This is a genomic window from Micromonospora sp. NPDC047762 (genome assembly GCF_043204655.1).
In the GTDB taxonomy this organism is placed as follows: Bacteria; Actinomycetota; Actinomycetes; order Mycobacteriales; family Micromonosporaceae; genus Micromonospora.
Genome location: NZ_JBIDCQ010000002.1, coordinates 506,565 through 528,668 on the forward strand (window position 1 = coordinate 506,565; position 22,104 = coordinate 528,668).

The 22,104-nt window shown below is 67.9% G+C and carries 36 protein-coding genes; 35 read left to right on the forward strand and 1 reads right to left on the reverse strand.

What is annotated here, in order from left to right:
• Nucleotides 1-89 precede the first annotated feature (89 nt).
• From tuf to truA, 34 genes are all read left to right on the forward strand, one after another.
• Complete coding sequence (gene tuf, locus ACGF3C_RS07890; protein WP_030489585.1) at nucleotides 90-1,283, forward strand: elongation factor Tu; 1,194 nt, start codon at nucleotides 90-92, stop codon at nucleotides 1,281-1,283.
• Between the two features lie 350 nt (nucleotides 1,284-1,633).
• Entirely contained in the window at nucleotides 1,634-1,942 is a 309-nt protein-coding gene (gene rpsJ, locus ACGF3C_RS07895) for a 30S ribosomal protein S10 (protein ID WP_007073037.1), read from the forward strand.
• A gap of 11 nt (nucleotides 1,943-1,953) precedes the next feature.
• Nucleotides 1,954-2,619 carry a 50S ribosomal protein L3 gene (gene rplC, locus ACGF3C_RS07900; RefSeq protein ID WP_366612191.1) on the forward strand — a complete coding sequence of 222 codons (666 nt, stop codon included), beginning with the start codon at nucleotides 1,954-1,956 and terminating at the stop codon, nucleotides 2,617-2,619.
• Nucleotides 2,616-3,266, forward strand: a complete 651-nt coding sequence (gene rplD, locus ACGF3C_RS07905) for a 50S ribosomal protein L4 (protein WP_030489587.1) — start codon at nucleotides 2,616-2,618, stop codon at nucleotides 3,264-3,266. Before rplC ends, rplD begins: the two co-directional genes overlap by 4 nt.
• Nucleotides 3,263-3,565 carry a 50S ribosomal protein L23 gene (rplW, locus tag ACGF3C_RS07910; protein WP_007465304.1) on the forward strand — a complete coding sequence of 101 codons (303 nt, stop codon included), beginning with the start codon at nucleotides 3,263-3,265 and terminating at the stop codon, nucleotides 3,563-3,565. The genes rplD and rplW overlap by 4 nt, the downstream gene beginning before the upstream one ends.
• Before the next feature lie 12 nt (nucleotides 3,566-3,577).
• Complete coding sequence (gene rplB, locus ACGF3C_RS07915) at nucleotides 3,578-4,417, forward strand: 50S ribosomal protein L2 (protein ID WP_053653944.1); 840 nt, start codon at nucleotides 3,578-3,580, stop codon at nucleotides 4,415-4,417.
• A 12-nt stretch (nucleotides 4,418-4,429) separates the two neighbouring features.
• On the forward strand, nucleotides 4,430-4,711 hold the full coding sequence (gene rpsS, locus ACGF3C_RS07920; RefSeq protein ID WP_007465299.1) for a 30S ribosomal protein S19: 282 nt from the start codon (nucleotides 4,430-4,432) through the stop codon (nucleotides 4,709-4,711).
• 42 nt (nucleotides 4,712-4,753) lie between these two features.
• The gene (rplV, locus tag ACGF3C_RS07925; protein WP_007465297.1) at nucleotides 4,754-5,212 is read left to right on the forward strand and encodes a 50S ribosomal protein L22; all 459 of its coding nucleotides are present in this window, start codon (nucleotides 4,754-4,756) and stop codon (nucleotides 5,210-5,212) included.
• Nucleotides 5,212-6,081, forward strand: coding sequence for a 30S ribosomal protein S3 (gene rpsC, locus ACGF3C_RS07930; protein WP_091402401.1), 870 nt, complete (start codon nucleotides 5,212-5,214; stop codon nucleotides 6,079-6,081). Before rplV ends, rpsC begins: the two co-directional genes overlap by 1 nt.
• A 3-nt stretch (nucleotides 6,082-6,084) precedes the next feature.
• Nucleotides 6,085-6,510, forward strand: a complete 426-nt coding sequence (gene rplP / locus ACGF3C_RS07935) for a 50S ribosomal protein L16 (protein ID WP_053653940.1) — start codon at nucleotides 6,085-6,087, stop codon at nucleotides 6,508-6,510.
• The gene (rpmC, locus tag ACGF3C_RS07940) at nucleotides 6,510-6,746 is read left to right on the forward strand and encodes a 50S ribosomal protein L29 (RefSeq protein ID WP_007465283.1); all 237 of its coding nucleotides are present in this window, start codon (nucleotides 6,510-6,512) and stop codon (nucleotides 6,744-6,746) included. The genes rplP and rpmC overlap by 1 nt, the downstream gene beginning before the upstream one ends.
• Nucleotides 6,743-7,021, forward strand: a complete 279-nt coding sequence (gene rpsQ, locus ACGF3C_RS07945) for a 30S ribosomal protein S17 (RefSeq protein WP_112584814.1) — start codon at nucleotides 6,743-6,745, stop codon at nucleotides 7,019-7,021. Before rpmC ends, rpsQ begins: the two co-directional genes overlap by 4 nt.
• A gap of 97 nt (nucleotides 7,022-7,118) precedes the next feature.
• A complete protein-coding gene (rplN, locus tag ACGF3C_RS07950; protein ID WP_007465279.1) occupies nucleotides 7,119-7,487 on the forward strand; it encodes a 50S ribosomal protein L14 in 369 nt (122 codons plus the stop codon).
• Complete coding sequence (gene rplX / locus ACGF3C_RS07955; RefSeq protein ID WP_172899047.1) at nucleotides 7,484-7,804, forward strand: 50S ribosomal protein L24; 321 nt, start codon at nucleotides 7,484-7,486, stop codon at nucleotides 7,802-7,804. Before rplN ends, rplX begins: the two co-directional genes overlap by 4 nt.
• Nucleotides 7,804-8,370, forward strand: a complete 567-nt coding sequence (gene rplE / locus ACGF3C_RS07960; RefSeq protein ID WP_196919809.1) for a 50S ribosomal protein L5 — start codon at nucleotides 7,804-7,806, stop codon at nucleotides 8,368-8,370. Before rplX ends, rplE begins: the two co-directional genes overlap by 1 nt.
• A 1-nt stretch (nucleotide 8,371) precedes the next feature.
• Nucleotides 8,372-8,557, forward strand: a complete 186-nt coding sequence (locus ACGF3C_RS07965) for a type Z 30S ribosomal protein S14 (RefSeq protein WP_007465272.1) — start codon at nucleotides 8,372-8,374, stop codon at nucleotides 8,555-8,557.
• 116 nt (nucleotides 8,558-8,673) lie between these two features.
• Nucleotides 8,674-9,081 carry a 30S ribosomal protein S8 gene (gene rpsH, locus ACGF3C_RS07970; protein WP_007465270.1) on the forward strand — a complete coding sequence of 136 codons (408 nt, stop codon included), beginning with the start codon at nucleotides 8,674-8,676 and terminating at the stop codon, nucleotides 9,079-9,081.
• A 16-nt stretch (nucleotides 9,082-9,097) separates the two neighbouring features.
• On the forward strand, nucleotides 9,098-9,640 hold the full coding sequence (gene rplF / locus ACGF3C_RS07975) for a 50S ribosomal protein L6 (protein WP_357230387.1): 543 nt from the start codon (nucleotides 9,098-9,100) through the stop codon (nucleotides 9,638-9,640).
• Nucleotides 9,637-10,026, forward strand: a complete 390-nt coding sequence (rplR, locus tag ACGF3C_RS07980; RefSeq protein WP_030329901.1) for a 50S ribosomal protein L18 — start codon at nucleotides 9,637-9,639, stop codon at nucleotides 10,024-10,026. Before rplF ends, rplR begins: the two co-directional genes overlap by 4 nt.
• 33 nt (nucleotides 10,027-10,059) lie before the next feature.
• Nucleotides 10,060-10,674, forward strand: a complete 615-nt coding sequence (gene rpsE, locus ACGF3C_RS07985; protein ID WP_357206394.1) for a 30S ribosomal protein S5 — start codon at nucleotides 10,060-10,062, stop codon at nucleotides 10,672-10,674.
• Nucleotides 10,674-10,856, forward strand: coding sequence for a 50S ribosomal protein L30 (gene rpmD, locus ACGF3C_RS07990; protein ID WP_007465262.1), 183 nt, complete (start codon nucleotides 10,674-10,676; stop codon nucleotides 10,854-10,856). Before rpsE ends, rpmD begins: the two co-directional genes overlap by 1 nt.
• On the forward strand, nucleotides 10,856-11,299 hold the full coding sequence (gene rplO / locus ACGF3C_RS07995) for a 50S ribosomal protein L15 (RefSeq protein WP_030329906.1): 444 nt from the start codon (nucleotides 10,856-10,858) through the stop codon (nucleotides 11,297-11,299). The genes rpmD and rplO overlap by 1 nt, the downstream gene beginning before the upstream one ends.
• A gap of 232 nt (nucleotides 11,300-11,531) precedes the next feature.
• Complete coding sequence (secY, locus tag ACGF3C_RS08000; protein WP_357207564.1) at nucleotides 11,532-12,860, forward strand: preprotein translocase subunit SecY; 1,329 nt, start codon at nucleotides 11,532-11,534, stop codon at nucleotides 12,858-12,860.
• A complete protein-coding gene (locus ACGF3C_RS08005) occupies nucleotides 12,861-13,514 on the forward strand; it encodes an adenylate kinase (RefSeq protein WP_088950228.1) in 654 nt (217 codons plus the stop codon).
• 87 nt (nucleotides 13,515-13,601) lie between these two features.
• Nucleotides 13,602-14,453: a type I methionyl aminopeptidase gene (map, locus tag ACGF3C_RS08010; RefSeq protein ID WP_393219892.1), complete on the forward strand. Its 852-nt coding sequence runs from the start codon at nucleotides 13,602-13,604 to the stop codon at nucleotides 14,451-14,453.
• A 136-nt stretch (nucleotides 14,454-14,589) separates the two neighbouring features.
• Nucleotides 14,590-15,123 carry a DUF1707 domain-containing protein gene (locus ACGF3C_RS08015; RefSeq protein ID WP_393220758.1) on the forward strand — a complete coding sequence of 178 codons (534 nt, stop codon included), beginning with the start codon at nucleotides 14,590-14,592 and terminating at the stop codon, nucleotides 15,121-15,123.
• 327 nt (nucleotides 15,124-15,450) lie between these two features.
• Entirely contained in the window at nucleotides 15,451-15,672 is a 222-nt protein-coding gene (gene infA / locus ACGF3C_RS08020; protein WP_007073013.1) for a translation initiation factor IF-1, read from the forward strand.
• Nucleotides 15,673-15,763: 91 nt separating this feature from the next.
• Nucleotides 15,764-15,877, forward strand: coding sequence for a 50S ribosomal protein L36 (gene rpmJ, locus ACGF3C_RS08025; protein WP_043965539.1), 114 nt, complete (start codon nucleotides 15,764-15,766; stop codon nucleotides 15,875-15,877).
• Nucleotides 15,878-16,143: 266 nt separating this feature from the next.
• Nucleotides 16,144-16,524: a 30S ribosomal protein S13 gene (rpsM, locus tag ACGF3C_RS08030; RefSeq protein ID WP_030329917.1), complete on the forward strand. Its 381-nt coding sequence runs from the start codon at nucleotides 16,144-16,146 to the stop codon at nucleotides 16,522-16,524.
• An 87-nt stretch (nucleotides 16,525-16,611) separates the two neighbouring features.
• Nucleotides 16,612-17,019, forward strand: coding sequence for a 30S ribosomal protein S11 (gene rpsK / locus ACGF3C_RS08035; RefSeq protein WP_030329919.1), 408 nt, complete (start codon nucleotides 16,612-16,614; stop codon nucleotides 17,017-17,019).
• A gap of 13 nt (nucleotides 17,020-17,032) precedes the next feature.
• Nucleotides 17,033-17,659 carry a 30S ribosomal protein S4 gene (gene rpsD / locus ACGF3C_RS08040; RefSeq protein ID WP_030329921.1) on the forward strand — a complete coding sequence of 209 codons (627 nt, stop codon included), beginning with the start codon at nucleotides 17,033-17,035 and terminating at the stop codon, nucleotides 17,657-17,659.
• Between the two features lie 98 nt (nucleotides 17,660-17,757).
• Nucleotides 17,758-18,780 (forward strand): DNA-directed RNA polymerase subunit alpha, encoded by a 1,023-nt coding sequence (locus tag ACGF3C_RS08045; protein ID WP_007465227.1) that lies wholly within the window; start codon nucleotides 17,758-17,760, stop codon nucleotides 18,778-18,780.
• 34 nt (nucleotides 18,781-18,814) lie between these two features.
• Nucleotides 18,815-19,372, forward strand: coding sequence for a 50S ribosomal protein L17 (gene rplQ, locus ACGF3C_RS08050; protein ID WP_091402374.1), 558 nt, complete (start codon nucleotides 18,815-18,817; stop codon nucleotides 19,370-19,372).
• A 68-nt stretch (nucleotides 19,373-19,440) separates the two neighbouring features.
• Nucleotides 19,441-20,271 (forward strand): tRNA pseudouridine(38-40) synthase TruA, encoded by an 831-nt coding sequence (gene truA, locus ACGF3C_RS08055; RefSeq protein ID WP_393219897.1) that lies wholly within the window; start codon nucleotides 19,441-19,443, stop codon nucleotides 20,269-20,271.
• 12 nt (nucleotides 20,272-20,283) lie between these two features.
• Here truA and ACGF3C_RS08060 read toward each other — a convergent pair whose 3' ends face one another.
• A complete protein-coding gene (locus ACGF3C_RS08060) occupies nucleotides 20,284-21,393 on the reverse strand; it encodes a hypothetical protein (RefSeq protein ID WP_393219900.1) in 1,110 nt (369 codons plus the stop codon).
• A gap of 102 nt (nucleotides 21,394-21,495) precedes the next feature.
• Between ACGF3C_RS08060 and ACGF3C_RS08065 the strand changes: the two genes are divergently transcribed.
• A complete protein-coding gene (locus tag ACGF3C_RS08065) occupies nucleotides 21,496-22,101 on the forward strand; it encodes a methyltransferase (protein ID WP_357222592.1) in 606 nt (201 codons plus the stop codon).
• The last annotated feature ends 3 nt before the right edge of the window (nucleotides 22,102-22,104 follow it).

A 22,104-nucleotide genomic window follows, 5' to 3' on the forward strand; every position in this document is an offset into this window, starting at 1 on the left:
GCCTTCGGGCCGGAAAGGCTGTCGACAGAGTCCTAAGCGCCGACCGGCGCGCCGGGCGTACGAACCAAGAAGTCCACAGGAGGACACCAGTGGCGAAGGCTAAGTTCGAGCGGACTAAGCCGCACGTCAACATCGGCACCATTGGTCACATCGACCACGGTAAGACGACGCTGACGGCGGCCATCACCAAGGTCCTGCACGACCAGTACCCGGACCTGAACCCCTACACGCCGTTCGACGAGATCGACAAGGCGCCGGAGGAGAAGGCCCGCGGTATCACGATCTCGATCGCGCACGTCGAGTACCAGACCGAGTCGCGGCACTACGCGCACGTCGACTGCCCTGGGCACGCCGACTACATCAAGAACATGATCACCGGTGCCGCGCAGATGGACGGCGCGATCCTGGTGGTCGCGGCGACCGACGGCCCGATGCCGCAGACCCGCGAGCACGTGCTGCTGGCCCGTCAGGTCGGTGTGCCGTACATCGTCGTGGCGCTCAACAAGAGCGACATGGTCGATGACGAGGAGCTCCTGGAGCTCGTCGAGCTCGAGGTCCGTGAGCTGCTCTCCTCGCAGGAGTACCCGGGTGACGACCTGCCGGTCGTTCGGGTTTCGGCGCTGAAGGCCCTCGAGGGTGACCCCGAGTGGACCGGCAAGCTGCTGGACCTGATGACCGCTGTCGACACCTCGATCCCGCAGCCGGAGCGCGAGGTTGACAAGCCGTTCCTGATGCCGGTTGAGGACGTCTTCACGATCACTGGTCGTGGCACCGTCGTCACCGGTCGCGTGGAGCGCGGCGTTCTCCTGCCGAACGAGGATGTTGAGCTCGTCGGTATCAAGGAGAAGAGCTTCAAGACCAAGGTCACCGCGATCGAGATGTTCCGGAAGACCCTGGACGACGCCCGCGCAGGTGAGAACGTCGGCCTGCTGCTGCGTGGTACCAAGCGCGACGAGGTCGAGCGCGGCATGGTCGTCGTGAAGCCGGGCTCGAACACCCCGCACACGGAGTTCGAGGCGACGGTCTACATCCTCTCCAAGGAGGAGGGTGGCCGTCACACCCCGTTCTTCCAGAACTACCGTCCCCAGTTCTACTTCCGGACCACGGACGTCACCGGTGTCGTCACCCTCCCCGAGGGCACCGAGATGGTCATGCCGGGTGACAACACGTCCATGTCGGTGAAGCTGATCCAGCCCATCGCCATGGAGGAGAACCTCAAGTTCGCGATCCGCGAGGGTGGCCGCACCGTCGGCGCCGGGTTCGTCACCAAGATTAACAAGTGAACTAGGTAACCCCGATTAGACCCGCCGCCGGTCGTGCGGCATACTAGTCAGGTTGCGTAACGACAGTTCGTCGCCTGTGTTCGGCTTTCGCTGAACCTCCGGGTGGCGAGGCAGTCGAGCGTAGGGTGGTTGGCGGCCCAGTCGCCAACCACCCTCGCACGGCGTTCAGGTCGCGGTAGTGCGATCGGCGCCTTGACCCCCAGTGCGGTCAGCACCACTCCGGTACGTAGGGGCGGAGCTCGGCCCGAGGGCGCGACACGCCCGACCGCGGGGGTCGGCGAAGTGGGCCTGTACCAGCCGGTACAGGCGCCCGCAACACAGCGGCATCGAGAGAAGGAACAGAAGCCACCATGGCGGGACAGAAGATCCGCATCCGGCTCAAGGCCTATGACCACGAGGTCGTCGACTCCTCGGCTCGGAAGATCGTCGAGACGGTGACGCGCACCGGGGCGCAGGTCGCGGGCCCGGTGCCGCTGCCCACGGAGATCAACCGTTTCTGCGTTATCCGCTCGCCGCACAAGTACAAGGACTCGCGCGAGCACTTCGAGATGCGCACTCACAAGCGGCTGATCGACATCATCGACCCGACCCCGAAGACGGTCGACTCGCTCATGCGCCTCGACCTGCCGGCTGGCGTCGACATCGAGATCAAGCTGTAGGGACCGGACAAATGGACAGGCAAGTCAAGGGGATCCTGGGCGCCAAGCTCGGCATGACCCAGGTCTGGGAGAACAACCGCGTTGTTCCCGTGACCGTGGTCGAGGCCGGCCCGTGCGTCATCAGCCAGGTTCGTAGCGCCGAGAAGGACGGTTACTCCGCGGTCCAGCTCGCGTACGGCACCATCGACCCGCGCAAGGTCAAGAAGCCGGTCAGCGGGCACTACGCCAAGGCGGACGTGGCGCCGCGCCGGCACATCGTCGAGCTGCGCACCACCGACGCCGGGGAATACTCGCTCGGGCAGGAAGTCACTGTCGAGGAGTTCCCGGCCGGCGTCACCATCGACGTCACCGGCAAGACCAAGGGCAAGGGCTACGCCGGCCCGATGAAGCGGCACGGCTTCCACGGCCTGGGCGCCGGGCACGGCGTCGAGCGCAAGCACCGCTCGCCCGGCTCCATCGGCGCCTGCGCCACTCCGGGGCGTGTCTTCAAGGGCACCCGGATGGCCGGCCGTATGGGTGGCGTTCGGTACACCGTGCAGAACCTCACCGTCCAGGCGGTCGACACCGAGAACAACCTGCTGCTCGTCCGGGGTGCCATTCCTGGTCCCAAGGGCGCGCTCGTTCTGGTCCGTACCGCGGCCAAGAGCAAGGTGAAGAAGGGCGGTGCGGCCAAGTGACCACCGTTGACGTGCGCACCGTCGAAGGCACCACCAGCGGCTCCGTGGAGCTGCCGGAGGACATCTTCGACGTGCAGGCCAACGTCGCGCTGATGCACCAGGTCGTGGTGGCCCAGCTCGCGGCGGCCCGACAGGGCACGCACAAGGCCAAGACCCGCGGCGAGGTCGCCGGTGGCGGCAAGAAGCCGTACAAGCAGAAGGGCACCGGTCGCGCCCGGCAGGGCTCGATCCGCGCGCCGCAGTTCGCCGGCGGTGGCGTCGTGCACGGTCCCGTGCCGCGCGACTACAGCCAGCGGACCCCGAAGAAGATGAAGGCCGCCGCTCTGCGGGGTGCCCTCTCCGACCGGGCCCGCGCCGGGCAGGTGCACGTCGTCGAGGCGTTCGTCTCGGGCGAGAAGCCGTCGACCAAGGCGGCCCTGGCCACGCTGACCAAGCTCACCGAGGCCCGTCGGGTCCTGGTCGTGCTGAGCAGCACCGACGAGCTGAACTGGGTGTCGCTGCGCAATGAGCCGCGGGTGCACCTGATCGAGTCCGGCCAGCTGAACACGTACGACGTGCTCGTGGCCGACGACGTGGTCTTCACCAAGGACGCCCTGGACGAGTTCCTGGGCGTGCCCGCCGAGACCACCGAGGAGGGTGGCAAGTGAGCACGATCGCCGACCCGCGCGACATCATCGTGGCGCCGGTCGTCTCGGAGAAGAGCTACAGCGAGCTGAACCGGAACTGGTACACCTTCCTGGTGCACCCGGACGCGAACAAGACCGAGATCAAGATCGCTATCCAGCAGATCTTCAACGTCCGCGTCCTGACGGTCAACACGCTCAACCGCCAGGGTAAGCGCAAGCGCACCAAGACCGGCTTCGGTCAGCGCAAGGCGACCAAGCGGGCGATCGTGAAGCTGGCTGACGGTGACCGTATCGAGGCCTTCGGCGGCCCGGTCAGCTGAGGGGTGTAGACAATGGCTATCCGTAAGTACAAGCCGACGACGCCGGGCCGACGTGGCTCGAGTGTCGCTGACTTCGCCGAGATCACCCGGTCCACGCCGGAGAAGTCGCTGCTGGCTCCGTTGCCGAAGAAGGGCGGGCGTAACGCCCACGGCCGGATCACCACGCGGCACCACGGTGGCGGTCACAAGCGTCAGTACCGTCTGATCGACTTCAAGCGGGTCGACAAGGACGGCGTGCCGGCGAAGGTCGCTCACATCGAGTACGACCCGAACCGCACGGCGCGCATCGCGCTGCTGCACTACGCCGACGGCGAGAAGCGCTACATCCTCGCGCCGAAGGACATGAAGCAGGGCGACCGCGTCGAGTCCGGTCCGGGCGCCGACATCAAGCCGGGTAACAACCTGCCGCTGCGCAACATCCCGGTCGGTACCACGATCCACAACGTGGAGCTGCGTCCGGGTGGCGGGGCCAAGCTGGCCCGTTCCGCCGGCGTCGGTATCCAGCTGCTCGGCCGCGAGGGCGCGTACGCGACCCTGCGTATGCCGTCCGGCGAGATCCGGCGGGTGGACGTGCGCTGCCGCGCCAGCGTCGGCGAGATCGGCAACGCCGATCAGTCGAACATCAACTGGGGTAAGGCCGGCCGGATGCGGTGGAAGGGCAAGCGCCCGACCGTCCGTGGTGTCGCCATGAACCCGGTCGACCACCCGCACGGTGGTGGTGAGGGTAAGACCTCCGGTGGTCGCCACCCGGTCAACCCGCAGGGTAAGCCCGAGGGCCGCACCCGCCGTAAGGGCCAGCCGAGTGACCGGCTGATCGTCCGCCGTCGCTACGCCACGCGTAAGCGCGGCTGAGGGAGATAAGACATGCCTCGCAGCCTGAAGAAGGGCCCGTTCGTAGACGACCACCTGCTCAAGAAGGTGGAAGTTCAGAACGACAAGGGCTCCAAGAACGTGATCAAGACCTGGTCGCGGCGCTCGACGATCATCCCCGAGATGCTGGGGCACACGATCGCCGTGCATGACGGACGCAAGCACGTCCCGGTGTTCGTGACCGAGGCGATGGTCGGGCACAAGCTCGGCGAGTTCGCGCTGACCCGCACGTTCAAGGGTCACGAGAAGGACGACCGGAAGAGCCGTCGGCGCTGACGCCGCCAGGCATACGGATAGAGGGAACAAGGGGTTACAGCGATGCCAGGAAAGGGCGACGCTCCGGTGCTTCCGGGCGCGCGGGCGGTTGCGCGGCACGTGCGCATCTCGCCGATGAAGGCGCGCCGGGTGGTCAACCTCGTCCGCGGCCTGCCCGCGAAGGAGGCGCTCACGGTGCTGCAGTTCGCGCCGCAGGCTGCGAGCGAGCAGGTGTACAAGGTGCTCGCTAGCGCGATCGCCAACGCGGAGAACAACGAGCGGCTGGACCCCGACGCGCTGCTCGTCAGCGAGGCCTTCGTGGACGAGGGCCCGACGATGAAGCGGTTCCAGCCGCGGGCGCAGGGTCGGGCGTACCGAATCCGCAAGCGCACCTGCCACATCACTGTGGCGGTCGAAGCGGTCGCGCCGGCAGCGCCGAGGAAGGCCGCGGCGAAGAAGGCCGCCCCGGCCACGGAGGCCGCACCGGCCGAAGCGCAGAGCAAGACGGAGGACGCCGAGTAATGGGTCAGAAGGTTCACCCCACTGGGTTCCGGCTCGGCATCTCGACCGACTGGAAGTCCCGCTGGTTCGCGGACAAGCTCTACAAGGACTACATCGGCGAGGATGTCAAGATCCGCCGCATGATGTCCAAGGGCCTCGAGCGTGCCGGGATTTCCAAGGTCGACATCGAGCGCACCCGCGACCGGGTCCGGGTCGACATCCACACCGCCCGGCCGGGCATCGTCATCGGCCGTAAGGGTGCGGAGGCCGACCGGATCCGCGGCGAGCTTGAGAAGCTCACCGGCAAGCAGGTTCAGCTGAACATCATCGAGGTGAAGAACCCCGAGTCGGACGCTCAGCTGGTCGCGCAGGGCGTGGCCGAGCAGCTGTCCAGCCGGGTCAGCTTCCGTCGGGCGATGCGCAAGGCCATGCAGTCGGCGATGAAGAACCCGGTCTGCAAGGGCATCCGGGTTCAGGTCTCGGGTCGCCTCGGCGGCGCCGAGATGAGCCGGACCGAGTTCTACCGTGAGGGCCGGGTTCCGCTGCACACGCTGCGGGCCAACATCGAGTACGGCTTCTTCGAGGCCCGTACCACGTTCGGTCGGATCGGTGTGAAGGTCTGGATCTACAAGGGCGACGCCGTCCCGGGCCGGGAAGCTCCGGCCGAGGCCGGTCCGTCCCGCCCGCGTCGTGGTGAGCGCGGCGACCGTCCCGAGCGTCCGCGCCGTGGCCGGTCGGGTTCGTCCGGCACCACGGCTGGTGGCACCGAGGCCGGTCGGGCTGCTGCGACCACCATCGCGCAGCAGGCCGAGACGCCGAGCGGCGAGCCGGTCGACAGCGCAGCTGTCGCCGCCACTGCTGCTCCGGCAGAAACGCAGCAGGAGGGCTGACAGATGCTGATGCCGCGCAAGCCCCCGAAGGGCTTCCGCAAGCCGCACCACCCGGACCGCAGTGGCGCGTCCAAGGGTGGTAACCGGGTGGTGTTCGGCGAGTTCGGGATCCAGGCTCTCGAGCCGGCGTACGTGACGAACCGGCAGATCGAGTCGGCACGTATCGCGATGACTCGCCACATCAAGCGTGGTGGCAAGGTCTGGATCACGATCTTCCCGGACCAGGCCCTCACCAAGAAGCCTGCCGAGACCCGGATGGGTTCCGGTAAGGGTTCGCCCGAGTGGTGGGTTGCCAACGTCAAGCCGGGGCGGGTTCTCTTCGAGATGTCCTTCCCCAACGAGCAGACCGCGCGAGAGGCCATGCGTCGCGCGATCCACAAGCTCCCGATGAAGTGCCGCATTGTTACGCGCGAAGTGGGTGAATCCTGATGGCAGCGGGCGTTAAGGCGACCGAGCTGCGTGAGCTCTCCGAAGAGGAGCTGGTCACGAAGCTGCGGGAGGCCAAGGCGGAGCTGTTCAACCTCCGCGTGCAGGCCGCAACCGGGCAGCTGGACAACAACCGGCGGTTGCAGGTCATCCGTCGGGAGATCGCCCGGATCTACACGATCATGCGCGAGCGCGAGCTGGGGCTCTCGGCCGCGCCGACTGAGGTGACTGCATCATGACCGAAGACACCGCCACCGCCACCGCGCGGTCCCGCCGCAAGGTCCGTGAGGGCCTGGTGGTCAGCGACAAGATGGACAAGACCGTCGTGGTCGAGGTCGAGGACCGGGTTCGGCACGCTCTGTACGGCAAGATCATGCGCCGTACGAGCAAGCTGAAGGTGCACGACGAGCAGAACGCCGCTGGCACCGGTGACCGGGTTCTCATCATGGAGACCCGGCCGCTGAGCGCCACCAAGCGTTGGCGGATCGTGGAGATCCTGGAAAAGGCCAAGTAGCGAAGGCTCGAGCTCGCCCGGCGTTGCGTCGGGCGTTGGTTCCGCCAGGCTCCGGCCGCTACGGCGGCCGGAGAACCGGCAGACATAGGAGATAGACGTGATTCAGCAGGAGTCGCGACTGCGCGTCGCCGACAACACGGGTGCTCGGGAGATCCTGTGCATCCGGGTTCTCGGTGGCTCCGGTCGGCGCTACGCGAGTATCGGCGACGTCATCGTGGCCACCGTCAAGGACGCGATCCCGGGTGCCGGTGTGAAGAAGGGCGACGTCGTCAAGGCTGTCGTCGTTCGCACGGCCAAGGAGAGGCGGCGTCCGGACGGCTCGTACATCCGCTTCGACGAGAACGCCGCCGTCATCATCAAGGACGGCGGGGACCCGCGTGGAACCCGTATCTTCGGCCCGGTGGGCCGGGAGCTGCGGGACAAGCGGTTCATGAAGATTATTTCCCTCGCGCCGGAGGTGTTGTGACCGTGAAGGTCAAGAAGGGCGACACGGTCGTCGTCATCGCCGGCAAGGACAAGGGTGCCAAGGGCAAGGTCATTCAGGCCTACCCGCGGCAGGACAAGGTCCTGGTCGAGGGCGTGAACCGGGTCAAGAAGCACACCCGCATCAGCACCACCCAGCGTGGCGCCAAGACCGGCGGCATCGTCACCCAGGAGGCCCCGATCCACGTCTCGAACGTGCAGGTCCTGGACTCCGACGGCAAGCCGACCCGCGTCGGTTACCGGATCGACGACAACGGCCAGAAGGTCCGCATCGCGCGTAGCACCGGTAAGGACCTGTGATGACCACGGCTACCGAAAAGACCCTGCCGCGCCTCAAGGAGCGGTACCGCAACGAGATCGTGGCCCAGCTGCGTGAGCAGCACAGCTACGGCAACCCCATGCAGGTGCCGCGGCTGGTCAAGATCGTCGTCAACATGGGTGTCGGCGAGGCTGCTCGCGACGCCAAGCTGATCGACGGCGCGGTCCGCGACCTCGCCACGATCACCGGCCAGAAGCCGCAGGTGCGGCGGGCGACCAAGTCCATCGCGCAGTTCAAGCTCCGCGAGGGCATGCCGATCGGCGCGAAGGTCACCCTTCGCGGCGACCGGATGTGGGAGTTCATGGACCGGCTGCTCTCCATCGCGCTGCCGCGTATCCGCGACTTCCGCGGTCTGGACGGGCGCAAGCTGGACGGGCACGGCAACTACACGTTCGGTCTGACCGAGCAGTCGGTGTTCCACGAGATCGACCAGGACCGGATCGATCGCCAGCGGGGCATGGACATCACGGTGGTCACGACCGCCACGACCGACGACGAGGGCCGGGCGCTGCTCAAGCTCCTGGGCTTCCCGTTCAAGGAGAACTGAGATGGCCAAGAAGGCGCTGATCATCAAGGCGGCCGCGAAGCCGAAGTTCTCGGTTCGCGCGTACACCCGCTGCCAGCGGTGCGGGCGTCCGAAGGCGGTCTACCGCAAGTTCGGGCTCTGCCGGGTCTGCATCCGGGAGATGGCTCACCGCGGTGAGCTGCCGGGCGTGTCCAAGGCTTCCTGGTAAGGGCGACCGCGTCCCGGCCGTCGGCCGGGAACTCCTGCACCGATTAGGTATTGCTCTTCGCCGTAGGCCCGGGGCTGATGCCCCGGGAACCCCGGCGAGAAAGGCTGACGAAATCCATGACGATGACCGACCCGATCGCAGACATGCTCACGCGTCTGCGTAACGCCAACCAGGCGTACCACGATCAGGTGAAGATGCCCTACTCCAAGATCAAGGCGAACATCGCCGAGGTCTTGAAGGCCGAGGGTTACATCGCCACCTGGTCGGTCGAGGAGCCCGAGGAGGGCGCCGTCGGCAAGCGACTGGTCGTCGAGCTGAAGTACGGCCAGAACCGCGAGCGGAGCCTGGCCGGCATCAAGCGCGTGTCCAAGCCCGGTCTCCGGGTGTACGCCAAGTCGGACGGGCTCCCGCGGGTGCTCGGTGGGCTGGGCGTGGCGATCATTTCGACGTCCCAGGGGCTGCTGACCGACCGGCAGGCCCGCAAGCGGAGTGTTGGCGGGGAAGTCCTCGCCTTCGTCTGGTAACGGGAGACAGGTAGAAATGTCGCGAATTGGACGTAAGTCGATCCCGGTGCCAGCCGGCGTCGACATCACGATCGACGGGCAGACCATCAAGGTCAAGGGCCCCAAGGGCCAGCTCCAGCACACCCTCGCCGAGCCGATCAAGGTCGAGCGGGCCGAGGATGGGCAGCTGAGCGTCAACCGGCCGAACGACGAGCGCAAGGCCAAGGAACTCCACGGCCTGAGCCGTACGCTGGTTGCCAACATGATCGTCGGGGTCACCGAGGGCTACCGCAAGAGCCTGGAGATCGCCGGCACCGGTTACCGGGTCACCGCCAAGGGTTCGGACCTCGAGTTCGCGCTCGGGTTCTCGCACCCGGTGGTCGTCCCCGCCCCGGCGGGCATCACCTTCACGGTGGAGCGGCCGACCCTGTTCCACGTGGCTGGCATCGACAAGCAGCAGGTCGGTGAGGTCGCCGCCAACATCCGGAAGATCCGCCCGCCGGAGCCCTACAAGGGCAAGGGCGTCAAGTACCAGGGCGAGGTCATCCGCCGCAAGGCTGGAAAGGCAGGTAAGAAGTGAGCGCCACGCTGCTCAAGCGCCGCCGCGGTGTCGCCGCCAAGCGCGCCGTTGGGCGTGCGCGTCGACACTTCCGCGTCCGCAAGAACGTCAGCGGTACGGCCGAGCGTCCGCGCCTGGTCGTCACCCGCTCGCTGCGGCACATGGTCGCCCAGATCGTCGACGACACCAAGGGTCACACCCTGGCGTCGGCGTCGACCCTGGACGCCTCGCTGCGCGGTGCGGAGGGCGACAAGAGCGCCCTGGCTGGCAAGGTGGGCGCGCTGCTCGCCGAGCGGGCCAAGGCCGCCGGCGTCTCCAAGGTCGTCTTCGACCGCGGCGGCAACCGGTACGCGGGGCGAGTCGCCGCGCTTGCCGACGCCGCCCGCGAAGCCGGGCTCGAGTTCTAACAACCCCGTCACGAGAGAGAAGGAAGGCTGCTGATGCCAGGTCAACAGCGCCGTGGCGGCGGGTCCGGTGGCAACGAGGGTGGTCGCCGCGACAACCGCCGTGAGGGCGGCCGCGGAAACGCGCCCGTCGAGAAGACCCCGCACCTTGAGCGGGTCGTCGCGATCAACCGCGTCGCCAAGGTCGTGAAGGGTGGTCGTCGCTTCAGCTTCACCGCCCTGGTGATCGTGGGCGACGGCGACGGCACGGTCGGCGTGGGCTACGGAAAGGCCAAGGAGGTGCCCGCGGCCATCGCCAAGGGTGTCGAGGAGGCCAAGAAGCACTTCTTCAAGGTCCCGCGGATCGGTCAGTCGATCCCGCACCCGGTGACGGGTGAGGACGCCGCTGGTGTGGTGCTGCTCAAGCCGGCCTCGGCCGGTACGGGTGTCATCGCCGGTGGACCGGTGCGTGCCGTGCTGGAGTGCGCTGGGATCCACGACGTGCTCTCCAAGAGCCTCGGTTCGTCGAACCCGATCAACATCGTGCACGCCACCGTGGCGGCCCTGAAGGGGCTTGAGTCCCCCGAGCAGGTCGCGGCGCGTCGTGGTCTGCCGGTGGAGGACGTCGCGCCGGCCGCCATGCTGGCGTCGCGTGCGGGGGTGGCGAACTGATGGCACGCCTGAAGGTCACCCAGCTCCGGTCCGGTATCGGGACCAAGCACAACCAGCGTGAGTCGCTGCGTTCGCTCGGTCTCAAGCGGATCAACGACGTGGTGGTCAAGGAGGACCGGCCCGAGATCCGCGGCATGATCTTCACTGTGAGCCACCTCGTGAAGGTCGAGGAGGTCGAGTAATGACGATCAAGGTGCATCACCTGCGCCCGGCGCCCGGTTCCAAGACCGCGAAGACCCGTGTGGGTCGCGGTGAGGGTTCCAAGGGCAAGACCGCTGGTCGCGGTACCAAGGGCTCCAAGGCTCGCAAGAACATCTCGGCGGCGTTCGAGGGTGGGCAGATGCCCATCCACATGCGCCTGCCGAAGATGAAGGGCTTCAAGAACAAGTTCAAGGTGGTCTTCCAGGTTGTCAACCTGGACCGACTCGCTGAGCTGTTCCCGAATGGTGGTCAGGTCGGCCCGCTGGAGCTCGTTGAGTCCGGCGCGGTCCGCAAGGGTCACCCGGTCAAGGTCCTCGGTACCGGGGATCTCGGCGGTGTGGCGCTCCAGGTGTCCGCGCACGCGTTCAGTGCGTCGGCCAAGGAGAAGATCGCTGCCGCCGGTGGCTCCGTCACCGAGCTGTAAGGCGTACGACCATGGCGCCCGTCCAGTTGAGAGCAACTGGCGGGCGCCATGGTCTGCCTGGGCCGTGAGCGCCCGGTAACATCGGAATCGATTTATGTAGTCGGGCACATCTGCCCGGACCGGGGTGAGGCTGTTAGAGTCCCATCCCAGCCATGGATTGCGGGCACTCGCCCGTGATCCACCCCGACCCGCCAGGGATCACCGGCGGCCCGCCTCGCGCAGGAGGAAGAAGTTGCTGTCCGCCTTTCTCAGTGCGTTCCGTACGCCTGACCTGCGCAAGAAGCTGCTGTTCACAGTAGGCATCATCGCGGTCTACCGGCTGGGTGCAACGCTCCCCAGCCCGGGCGTCTCGTACGGCAACGTGCAGAAGTGCCTCGACACCATCCAGGGTGACACCACCGGGGTGGTGAACCTTCTCAACCTCTTCTCCGGCGGAGCGCTGCTGCAGCTCTCGGTCTTCGCGCTGGGCATCATGCCCTACATCACCGCGTCGATCATCCTGCAGCTGCTGACCGTCGTGATCCCCCGCCTGGAGCAGCTCCGCAAGGAGGGCCAGGCCGGTCAGGCGAAGATCACCCAGTACACCCGCTACCTGACCCTCGGTCTCGGTGTGCTGCAGGCCTCGGCGTTCGTGGCGCTGGCCCGCTCGGGCCAGCTGTTCCAGAACCGCTGCGACCAGTTCCCGATCATCCCCACCGGCACCGGCATCCCGGACTGGCTGACCCTGACCATCCTGGTGATGACGATGACCGCCGGCACCGGCATGGTCATGTGGCTCGGTGAGCTGATCACCGACCGCGGCGTCGGCAACGGCATGTCCGTCCTGATCTTCACCTCGATCGCGGCGCGGCTGCCCAGCGAGGGCTGGCAGATCAAGACCAGCAAGGGCTGGGACATGTTCGCCCTGGTCATCGCGCTGGTTCTGGTGGTCATCACCGCTGTCACCTTCATCGAGCAGTCGCAGCGCCGGATCCCGGTGCAGTACGCCAAGCGGATGATCGGCCGGCGGATGTACGGCGGCACCTCGACCTACATCCCGCTCAAGGTCAACCAGGCGGGTGTGATCCCGGTCATCTTCGGGTCGTCGCTGCTCTACCTGCCGCAGTTGGCGCTGCAGTTCTTCGACCAGACCGACCCGGGCAAGACCCAGTCGTGGATCCAGAACAACCTGGTCAACCCGAGCAGCCCGATCTACATCGCGGTCTACTTCCTGCTGATCATCTTCTTCACGTACTTCTACGTCTCGATCACGTTCAACCCGACCGAGGTCGCGGACAACATGAAGAAGTACGGCGGGTTCGTGCCGGGTATCCGCCCGGGCAAGCCCACCGCCGACTACCTGGACTTCATCCTCAGCCGGATCACCCTGCCGGGCGCGCTGTACCTCGGCATCATCTCGATCCTGCCGAACTTCTTCTTCATCTGGCTGGACAACCAGCAGTACCAGAACTTCCCGTTCGGCGGCACCGCTGTGCTCATCATGGTCGGCGTCGGTCTGGAGACCGTGAAGCAGATCGAGAGCCAACTCATGCAGCGGAACTACGAAGGGTTCCTGCGGTAGATGAGACTCGTTCTGGTTGGCCCGCCGGGCGCGGGCAAGGGCACGCAGGCCGAGTTCATCGCCGCGCACCTCTCGGTGCCGAAGATTTCGACCGGAGACATCTTCCGGTCGAACGTCACCCAGGGCACGCCGCTCGGTGTCGAGGCGAAGCGGTACATGGATGCGGGCGAGCTGGTTCCGGACGAGGTCACCATCAACATGGTCCGGGACCGGCTGGCCGAGCCCGACGCCAGCGAGGGTTTCCTGCTCGACGGCTTCCCGCGGACGACACCGCAGGCTGCCGCTCTGGACAAGCTCCTGGCCGATCTGGGCACCGCCCTGGATCTGGTCCTGGAGCTGGTCGTCGACGACGACGAGGTGATCCGGCGGCTCTCCGGCAGGCGCACCTGCCGGGGCTGCGGCAAGATCTGGCACGTCGAGTTCGACGCCACCACCCGGCCCGGCATCTGTGACCGGTGCGGCGCCGAGCTGTTCCAGCGCGACGACGACAAGCCGGAGACGATCGCAACGCGGCTCCGCGAGTACAGCGAGAAGACCGCGCCCCTGGTCGACTACTACGGCGCTCAGGGCAAGCTGGTCGGGATCGACGCCACCGGGCCGGTGGAGGACGTCACCACCCGGGCCATCGACGCGCTGCGGTCGTACGGCGGCTGAGGTCCGGCCGGGCCACGGCGGATAGAGTGCGAACAGCGGGGTACGCGTTATGTGCCCCGCTGTTCGGCAACGAAAGGTAACCGCTCCATGCGTCGTCCCCAGCTGGACATCCAGCTGAAGACCCCTGACCAGATCGAGAAGATGCGGGCCGCCGGGCTGGTGGTGGCCGAGGCGTTGCGTCGTATGCGGGAGGCTGTCGCCCCCGGTGTGAGCACCGCCGATCTGGACGCCATCGCGGAGGCGACCATCCGCGAGGCGGGCGGTGTTCCGTCGTTCAAGGGCTACCACGGTTTCCCGGCGTCAATCTGCTCCTCGGTCAACGAGCAGATCGTGCACGCCATCCCGTCGCCGCAGCAGGTGCTCCAGGCCGGTGACCTGATCTCCATCGACTGCGGCGCGGTGCTGGACGGGTGGCACGGCGACTCCGCGATCACTGTCGGGGTCGGTGACGTCGACCCGGCGCTGTTGAAGATGGCCGAAGTCGCTGAGGACGCCATGTGGGCCGGTATCGCCGCTGCTGCGCGTGGTGCGGCCAGCGGCAAGGGCCGCCTCACCGACATCTCGCACGCTGTGGAGACCGCCGTCCGCAAGGGCGGCCGGTACGGCATCGTCGACGGTTACGGCGGGCACGGCATCGGCACCGAGATGCACCAGGACCCACACGTGCTCAATCACGGTCGGCCGGGCAAGGGTCCGCGACTGGTCACCGGGATGGCCCTGGCCATCGAGCCGATGATCACCATGGCGTCCCCGCGTACCGTCGAGTTGGCCGACGGGTGGACGGTCGTCACCCGGGACGGCTCGGTGGCCGCGCACGTCGAGCACTCGATGGCGCTGCTGCCGGACGGCGTCTGGGTGCTCACCGCGTTCGATGGTGGCCGGGCCCGCCTGGGCGACCTGGTGACCGCCCGCCAACCCGCGGCCACAAAAATTCTCTAATCTCCTCTGTCGATCATGAAGTTATTGCCCCGACACGCCGGTGGGGCGGGCAACAGCTTCATGATTGACCGCTGCCAGGGGCGGGCGGGAGTGGCGCGACGGTGGCATGCTTGCCGGCATGGACGGGCGCGACGGGATGCGAGCCGCGGACGCGGACCGTGCGGCGGTGGCTGACCGGTTGCGGGTCGCCCTCGACGAGGGCCGACTGGATCTGCACGAGTACGACGAGCGGTTGCAGCAGGCCTACGCGGCACGCACGTACGCCGACCTCGAGGGCCTGCTGACCGACCTGCCGCCGGTGACGCCGGTGCAGAGGTCGGGCCTGGCGCCGGTCGCCGGGTCGACGATGAGCCCGCTGGATGACCAGCTCGATCCGGCCGTCAGCAGGGGCGTGACCGCCCGCTGGTTGGCCGAGGTGTGGTTCCCGTACCTGCGGGTGATCGCCATCGTGGTGACCATCTGGGCGGCGACGTCGGTGCTCAGCAAGGACCTGCTCTACTTCTGGCCGGTCTGGGTGGCCGGGCCGTGGGGCGCGGTGCTGGTGGTCCGCACGGTCAGCGGGCTGGCTGCGAAGGAGCCCCAGCGCCAGGCCGTCAAGCGCCAACGCCGCCGGGAGCGCAAGCAGGCAAAGCGCGCCCTCAAACCCGACAACGACGAACCAACCCCCTGAACCCCACCAGCCCCAACCCGCGGCCGGACTCGCCGTGATTCGTTGATCATGGAGTTGTTGCTGCCGAATGCGGCGTGTCGTGACAACAACTCCATGATCAACAGGGCTGAGGGTGGACTCGCGCGGGTTGGTGGGTGGTCGGTTTGGCGGGGGACCGCAGGCCGGCGTACACTTTCAGATCGGCGCACAGCGTCCACTCCGGCATGCCCACCCTGCGCTTCGGTGGGAGCTGGAGCCGCGGCTGGCGCGGGCTTCTGATTCTGATCAGATTTCCGTGTAAGACGTTGTGGGCCGCCCGGTGCAATCGACGTCAGGACAGCGGAGGACATGCCGAAAAAAGACGGAGCCATTGAGATCGAGGGTCGGGTCATCGAGCCCCTGCCGAACGCCATGTTCCGGGTGGAGCTCGCGAACGGCCACAAGGTGTTGGCTCACATCAGCGGGAAGATGCGGCAGCACTACATCCGTATCCTTCCGGAGGACCGGGTCGTCGTCGAACTTTCGCCGTACGACCTGACCCGCGGGCGCATCGTCTACCGCTACAAGTAGTCCTGACGACGGCCGGGAAGTCCCGTGTCCGTCTTCGACGTCCGGTGCCGCGCAGAGCGCGTAACCGGGCCAGATGGGAAGTAAGGCAACCGTGAAGGTCAAGCCGAGCGTCAAGAGGATCTGCAACAAGTGCCGGGTTATCCGCCGGCACGGCCGGGTCATGGTCATCTGCAGCGACCCGCGCCACAAGCAGCGCCAGGGCTGACTCAGCCCGTCCGGCCGGAGCACGGCCGGGTGGCGTTGGTCCAGGCAGATCCCCAGCGACACACACATCACACATGCTCGTCCCAGCCACGAGCGGTACGCCAGACGTACCTCTGCGTGGCTGACCCCCGGTCGGAGGCCGGGGCCCGCTCGGGCAGCGACCGATCCCGGTCGCCGGCGCTCACCGCGTCGGAAGGACGGGACGGCCGGTAGCGGGGTGGGACGGGTCCACACCTCCGCCACACATCACGAGGAGTACGCCCGCACATGGCACGTCTAGTCGGCGTGGACCTCCCCCGCGAAAAGCGGTTGGAGATCGCGCTCACCTACATCTTCGGGGTCGGTCGTACCCGCGCCCTGGAGACACTCGCCGCCACCGGCATCTCGCCGGACAAGCGCGCTCGGGACCTCACGGACGAGGAGCTCGTGCAGCTCCGCGACCACATCGAGGGCAACTACAAGGTTGAAGGCGACCTGCGCCGCGAGGTCGCCGCTGACATCCGCCGCAAGGTTGAGATCGGCTGCTACGCCGGCATCCGGCACCGCCGGGGCCTGCCCGTGCGTGGCCAGCGGACCAAGACCAACGCCCGGACCCGCAAGGGCCCGAAGCGGACCGTCGCCGGCAAGAAGAAGCCCGGCAAGAAGTAGTTCTTAACCGGATGACGGGATCGGCCGCCGCCGAGGCGGGTCAGGCTGCAACCCAGTCCGGAAAGTCAACTAGGAGCGCACAGACTTATGCCACCGAAGGCTCGTGCCGGAGCCGCTGTAAAGAAGGTCCGGCGCAAGGAACGCAAGAACGTCGCCCACGGGCAGGCGCACATCAAGAGCACGTTCAACAACACCATCGTGTCCATCACGGACCCGACCGGTGCGGTCATCTCCTGGGCCTCCGCTGGCCAGGTCGGCTTCAAGGGCTCCCGCAAGTCGACTCCGTTCGCTGCGCAGCTGGCCGCCGAGGCTGCCGCGCGTCGCGCCATGGAGCACGGCATGCGCAAGGTCGACGTGTTCGTCAAGGGCCCCGGCTCCGGCCGGGAAACCGCCATCCGTTCGCTGCAGGCAGTGGGCCTCGAGGTCGGGCAGATCGCCGACGTCACCCCGCAGCCGCACAACGGGTGCCGTCCGCCGAAGCGTCGCCGGGTCTGAGAGGTAGAGAGAGATGGCTCGTTACACCGGTGCAGACTGCCGCCGTTGCCGGCGGGAGAAGATGAAGCTGTTCCTCAAGGGCAGCAAGTGCGATGGTCCGAAGTGCCCGTTCGAGTCCCGGCCGTTCCCGCCCGGGCAGCACGGCCGCGGCCGCACGAAGGAGACGGAGTACCTGCTCCAGCTCCGCGAGAAGCAGAAGGCCCGTCGGGTTTACGGCGTGCTGGAGAAGCAGTTCCGCGGTTACTACGAGGAAGCCGTTGGCAAGCAGGCCAAGACCGGTGAGGTCCTCCTGCAGATCCTCGAGTCGCGGCTGGACAACGTCGTTTACCGGGCCGGCTTCGCCCACTCGCGGGACATGGCCCGCCAGTTGGTCAAGCACGGTCACTTCACGGTGAACGGCAAGAAGGTCGACATCCCGTCGTACCGCGTCAAGGAGCACGACATCATCGAGGTTCGGGGCAAGAGCAAGGAGCTCACCCCGTTCATCGTCGCGCAGGCTCAGGCCGGCTCGAAGACGGTTCCGGCGTGGCTTGAGGCCATCCCGAGCCAGATGAAGGTGCTCGTGCACTCCCTCCCGGCCCGGCAGGTCATCGACACGCAGGTCCAGGAGCAGTTGATCGTCGAGCTCTACTCCAAGTAGTCCGAGCTCGTTCGGTGGCCCGCCCTTCGGGGCGGGCCACCGGAACAGTTTGTGTCGTGGGCGTCAAATAGCGGGCGCCCCGGAAGAGAAGAGAAAAGATGCTCATCAGCCAGCGACCCTCCCTCTCCGAGGAGTCGATCAACGAGACCCGGTCCCGGTTCGCCATCGAGCCGCTGGAGCCGGGCTTCGGCTACACCCTGGGTAACTCGCTGCGGCGTACGCTGCTGTCGTCGATCCCGGGCGCGGCCGTCACCTCGATCAAGATCGACGGTGTGCTGCACGAGTTCACCACGATCCCCGGTGTCAAGGAGGACGTGGTCGAGCTCGTCATGAACATCAAGGAGCTGTGCGTCAGCTCCGAGCACGACGAGCCGGTCAGCATGTACCTGCGTAAGCAGGGCCCGGGCGACGTGACCGCGGGCGACATCCAGCCCCCGGCCGGCGTCTCGGTGCACAACCCGGATCTCAAGCTCGCCACCCTGAACGGCAAGGGCCGGCTCGACATGGAGCTGACCGTCGAGCGGGGCCGGGGCTACGTGACGGCGGCGCAGAACAAGCAGTCCGGCGCCGAGATCGGCCGTATCCCGGTCGACTCGATCTACTCGCCGGTGCTGAAGGTGACCTACCGCGTCGAGGCGACCCGTGTCGAGCAGCGCACCGACTTCGACCGGCTGATCATCGACGTCGAGACCAAGCCGTCGATGGGTCCGCGTACCGCGCTGGCCTCCGCCGGTTCGACGCTGGTGGAGCTGTTCGGGCTCGCCCGGGAGCTGGACGAGACCGCCGAGGGCATCGACATCGGGCCGTCCCCGCAGGACGCCCAGCTGGCGGCGGACCTCGCTCTGCCGATCGAGGAGCTGGACCTCACCGTCCGCTCCTACAACTGCCTCAAGCGCGAGGGCATCAACTCCGTTGGTGAGCTCATCGGGCGTACCGAGGCCGACCTCCTCGACATTCGCAACTTCGGTCAGAAGTCGATCGACGAGGTCAAGATGAAGCTCGCCGGGATGGGTCTCGGGCTGAAGGACTCGGCTCCGAACTTCGACCCGGCGCACGTCGTGGACACCTTCGGCGAGGCCGACTACGACACCGACGACTACCGCGAGACCGAGCAGCTCTAGTCCGCGCTGCCGCCACAACTGAGGAGCACCAAAAATGCCCACGCCCACCAAGGGCCCCCGCCTCGGCGGCAGCCCCTCGCACGAGCGGCTGATGCTGGCCAACCTGGCGACCGCGCTGTTCCAGCACGGGAAGATCCAGACCACCGAGACGAAGGCCCGGCGGCTGCGCCCGCTGGCCGAGCAGCTCATCACCAAGGCCAAGCGCGGTGACCTCGCCTCGCGGCGTCGGGTGCTGGGTGTCGTCAAGGACAAGGACGTGGTCTACGCCCTGTTCGACCAGATCGCGCCCCGGTACTCCAACCGCCCCGGCGGTTACACCCGGATCGTGAAGACCGGTCCGCGCAAGGGTGACAACGCGCCGATGGCCATCATCGAGCTGGTGGAGGAGCTTCAGGTCGCCGAGCCGAAGGCGAACAAGAAGACCGCCGCCCGCAAGGCCGCGCAGCAGGACAAGGTCGAGGCGCTCGCCCCGGCCGACGAGGCCCCGAAGTCGGCTCCGGCCGACCAGGACTCCGAGGCGCCGGTGTCGGCGTCCGGTGACACCGACGCCGCCCGCGAGGACAGCGACGAGGCCACCGAGAACAAGGCCTGATCAAGGGCATCGTCGGGCCCGGCACCCCCATCGGGGTGCCGGGCCCGACCCGTGACAGGAGGTACGAGGTGGACGAGCGGATCCGGCTGCGGCTGGACGTCTCGTACGACGGCACCGACTTCTCCGGCTGGGCAGCCCAGCCGACCAGGCGCACCGTCGCGGGGGTGCTCGTCGAGACCCTGGACCTGGTCCTCGGCGTCGGTACCGCCACCGGGCTGACGGTGGCCGGGCGGACCGACGCGGGAGTGCACGCCACCGGTCAGGTGTGCCACGTGGACCTGCCCGTGGACGTGTGGCGCCAGCACGAGGGGCGGCTGCTGCGTCGTCTGGCCCGGCTGCTCCCCACCGACGTGCGGGTACGGGCGATGACCGAGGTGCCGGCCGACTTCGACGCCCGGTTCTCGGCCACCTTCCGGCGCTACGAGTACCGGGTCACCGACGCGCCTTTCGGCGCCGAGCCGTTGCGCCGCCACGAGGTGCTGGCCTGGCCGAAGCCGTTGGACCTGGCCGCGCTGAACGCCGCCGCCAGCGGGCTGGTGGGGGAGCACGACTTCGCCGCGTACTGCCGGCGCAAGGAGCACGCCACCACACTGCGCGAGGTGACCTGGCTGGACTGGCGTCGCGACCCGGACGGGATCCTGGTCGCCACCGTGCAGGCGGACGCGTTCTGTCAGGCGATGGTGCGCAGCCTGGTGGGAGCCATGCTGGTGGCCGGGGACGGCCGCCGCCCGGTCGAGTGGCCGGGAACTCTGCTCACCCAGCGGGAGCGGTCCAGCGAGGTGACGGTGGCCCCCGCGCGCGGGCTGACCCTGGTCGCCGTCGGCTACCCGGCCGATCCGGCCGAGTACGCCCAGCGGGCGACCCTCACCCGCCGGTTGCGGGTCCCGATCGAGGGCTGACCGTCCGCACTGTCAGTCGCCGGGCAGATCGCCCTGGTCGGCGTTGCTGCCGGTAGGTGCCGCCGTCGGTTGCGAGGCGGTGCCACCGTCGGCCCGGCTCTGCAGCACGCCCCGGCTGAGGTGCAACTCGATCATGTCGAACAGGATCTCGCGGACCTTGGCGTCTCCCGCCTTGACCGCTGTGCCGTCCTTGCGGACCACCAGCGCGTACGCCAGGTAGTGGCCTCGGACCTGCCAGCCGACGCGTGCCGGGGCGTTGGCCAGGACATCGGTGCCGTCGCCGTCGTTCGCGATCAGGCCACGGAAACGGCCCTGCCGCTCGTCGAGAAGTTGCCGGAGCCGGTCTCGGGCTCGTTCCGCGCTGACCTTGTCGGTGAGGTTGAACAGGCCGGCGGTGACCAGGTGGCTGTCGTCGGGCGTACTCAGGGTGGCCCGGACGATCTGGTTGCAGCCGAGCCGGACCAGCAGGTCGGCGACCTCGTCGGTGGCGGCGACGGCGCAACTGCCGCTGGACTGTGTCTTGAGCACCTGGTAGCTCGGCTGGCCGTCGGTGAGCTTCAGCTCCTTGCCGGGGAAGAGTTCCTTGGCGGTGAGCGGAGCCTGGTCGGTGTCCCGGGAGTCGAGGGCCAGCCGTTCCGCCGGCGGCGACGTGGGGGCGGCGTTCGGCTGGTTCGTCGGGTTGCTCTGCGGCTGCTCGCCGCGGTCGATGAGCAGCGCGGCGGCGCCGAGGCCGCAGAGGGCGAGCAGCACCAGGACGGCCGCGCCGCCGATCAGCGCCTGCCACAGTCGACCGCCGCCGCGCCGGGAGGGCGGCTCCGCCGCCGTCGCCGAGGTGTAGATCTGGCTGCGCGGCGGTGCGGGTGGGATGTCGGCGCGTGTCGGCACTGTCTGCGGCGCATCGGCGTGGGCGGCCGGCCCGAGCTGCGGCACCTCGGCACGAGCCGGTGCCGGCTGCGACGAGGGCAGCGAGAGCTGGTTCGGGCGGGGCAGCGACGGCGTGGGGAAGCGTGACGGAGAGGGCCCGGCCGGCGGGGGCGGACCGGCGCCGAGCACCGACAGGTCGGACCCGGGCTCCGGGTACTCCTCGAAAGCGTCCTCATCGGACTGGTACCGATACACCATGTCGCCCAGAGTAGGAGCCATTGTCCCTTTAGGTGGTAATTTCGGGGAAATGTACGTGTGGGCCGTGTCAGGTCCGCCCCGGACCGGTGCGAGAATTGTCGGGTGACCGGCGACCACTACTTCACCGCTCAGCCCACCAGCGACGCCCCGGCGCGCGAGGTCGAGTTCACCGTCGCCGACCGCGACTACCGGCTCACCTCGGCCGGCGGGGTGTTCTCCGCCAGCCGGCTCGACCCGGGCACCGCGGTGCTGCTGCGCAAGGCCGAGCTGCCCGCCGACGACACCACCGGTGACCTGCTCGACCTCGGCTGCGGGTTCGGGCCGATCAGCTGCGTGCTGGCCGACCTCGCGCCCAGCAGCACCATCTGGGCCGTCGACGTCAACGCCCGGGCCCGCGAACTGACCGCAGCCAACGCGGCTCGGGTCGGTGCCGCCGACCGGGTCCGGGTCAGCGCGCCGGACGACGTTCCGGACGGCGTCCGCTTCGCCCAGATCTGGTCGAATCCGCCCATCCGGATCGGCAAGGAAGGCCTGCACGACCTGTTGCTGCGCTGGCTGCCCCGACTCGCCCCGGACGGCGTCGGCTGGTTGGTCGTCGCCCGACACCTCGGCGGCGACTCGCTGCAACGCTGGCTCACCGAGCAGAGCTGGCAGGTCGAGCGGTACGCCAGCCAGAAAGGCTTCCGGGTGCTGCGCGTCACCCGGTAATTG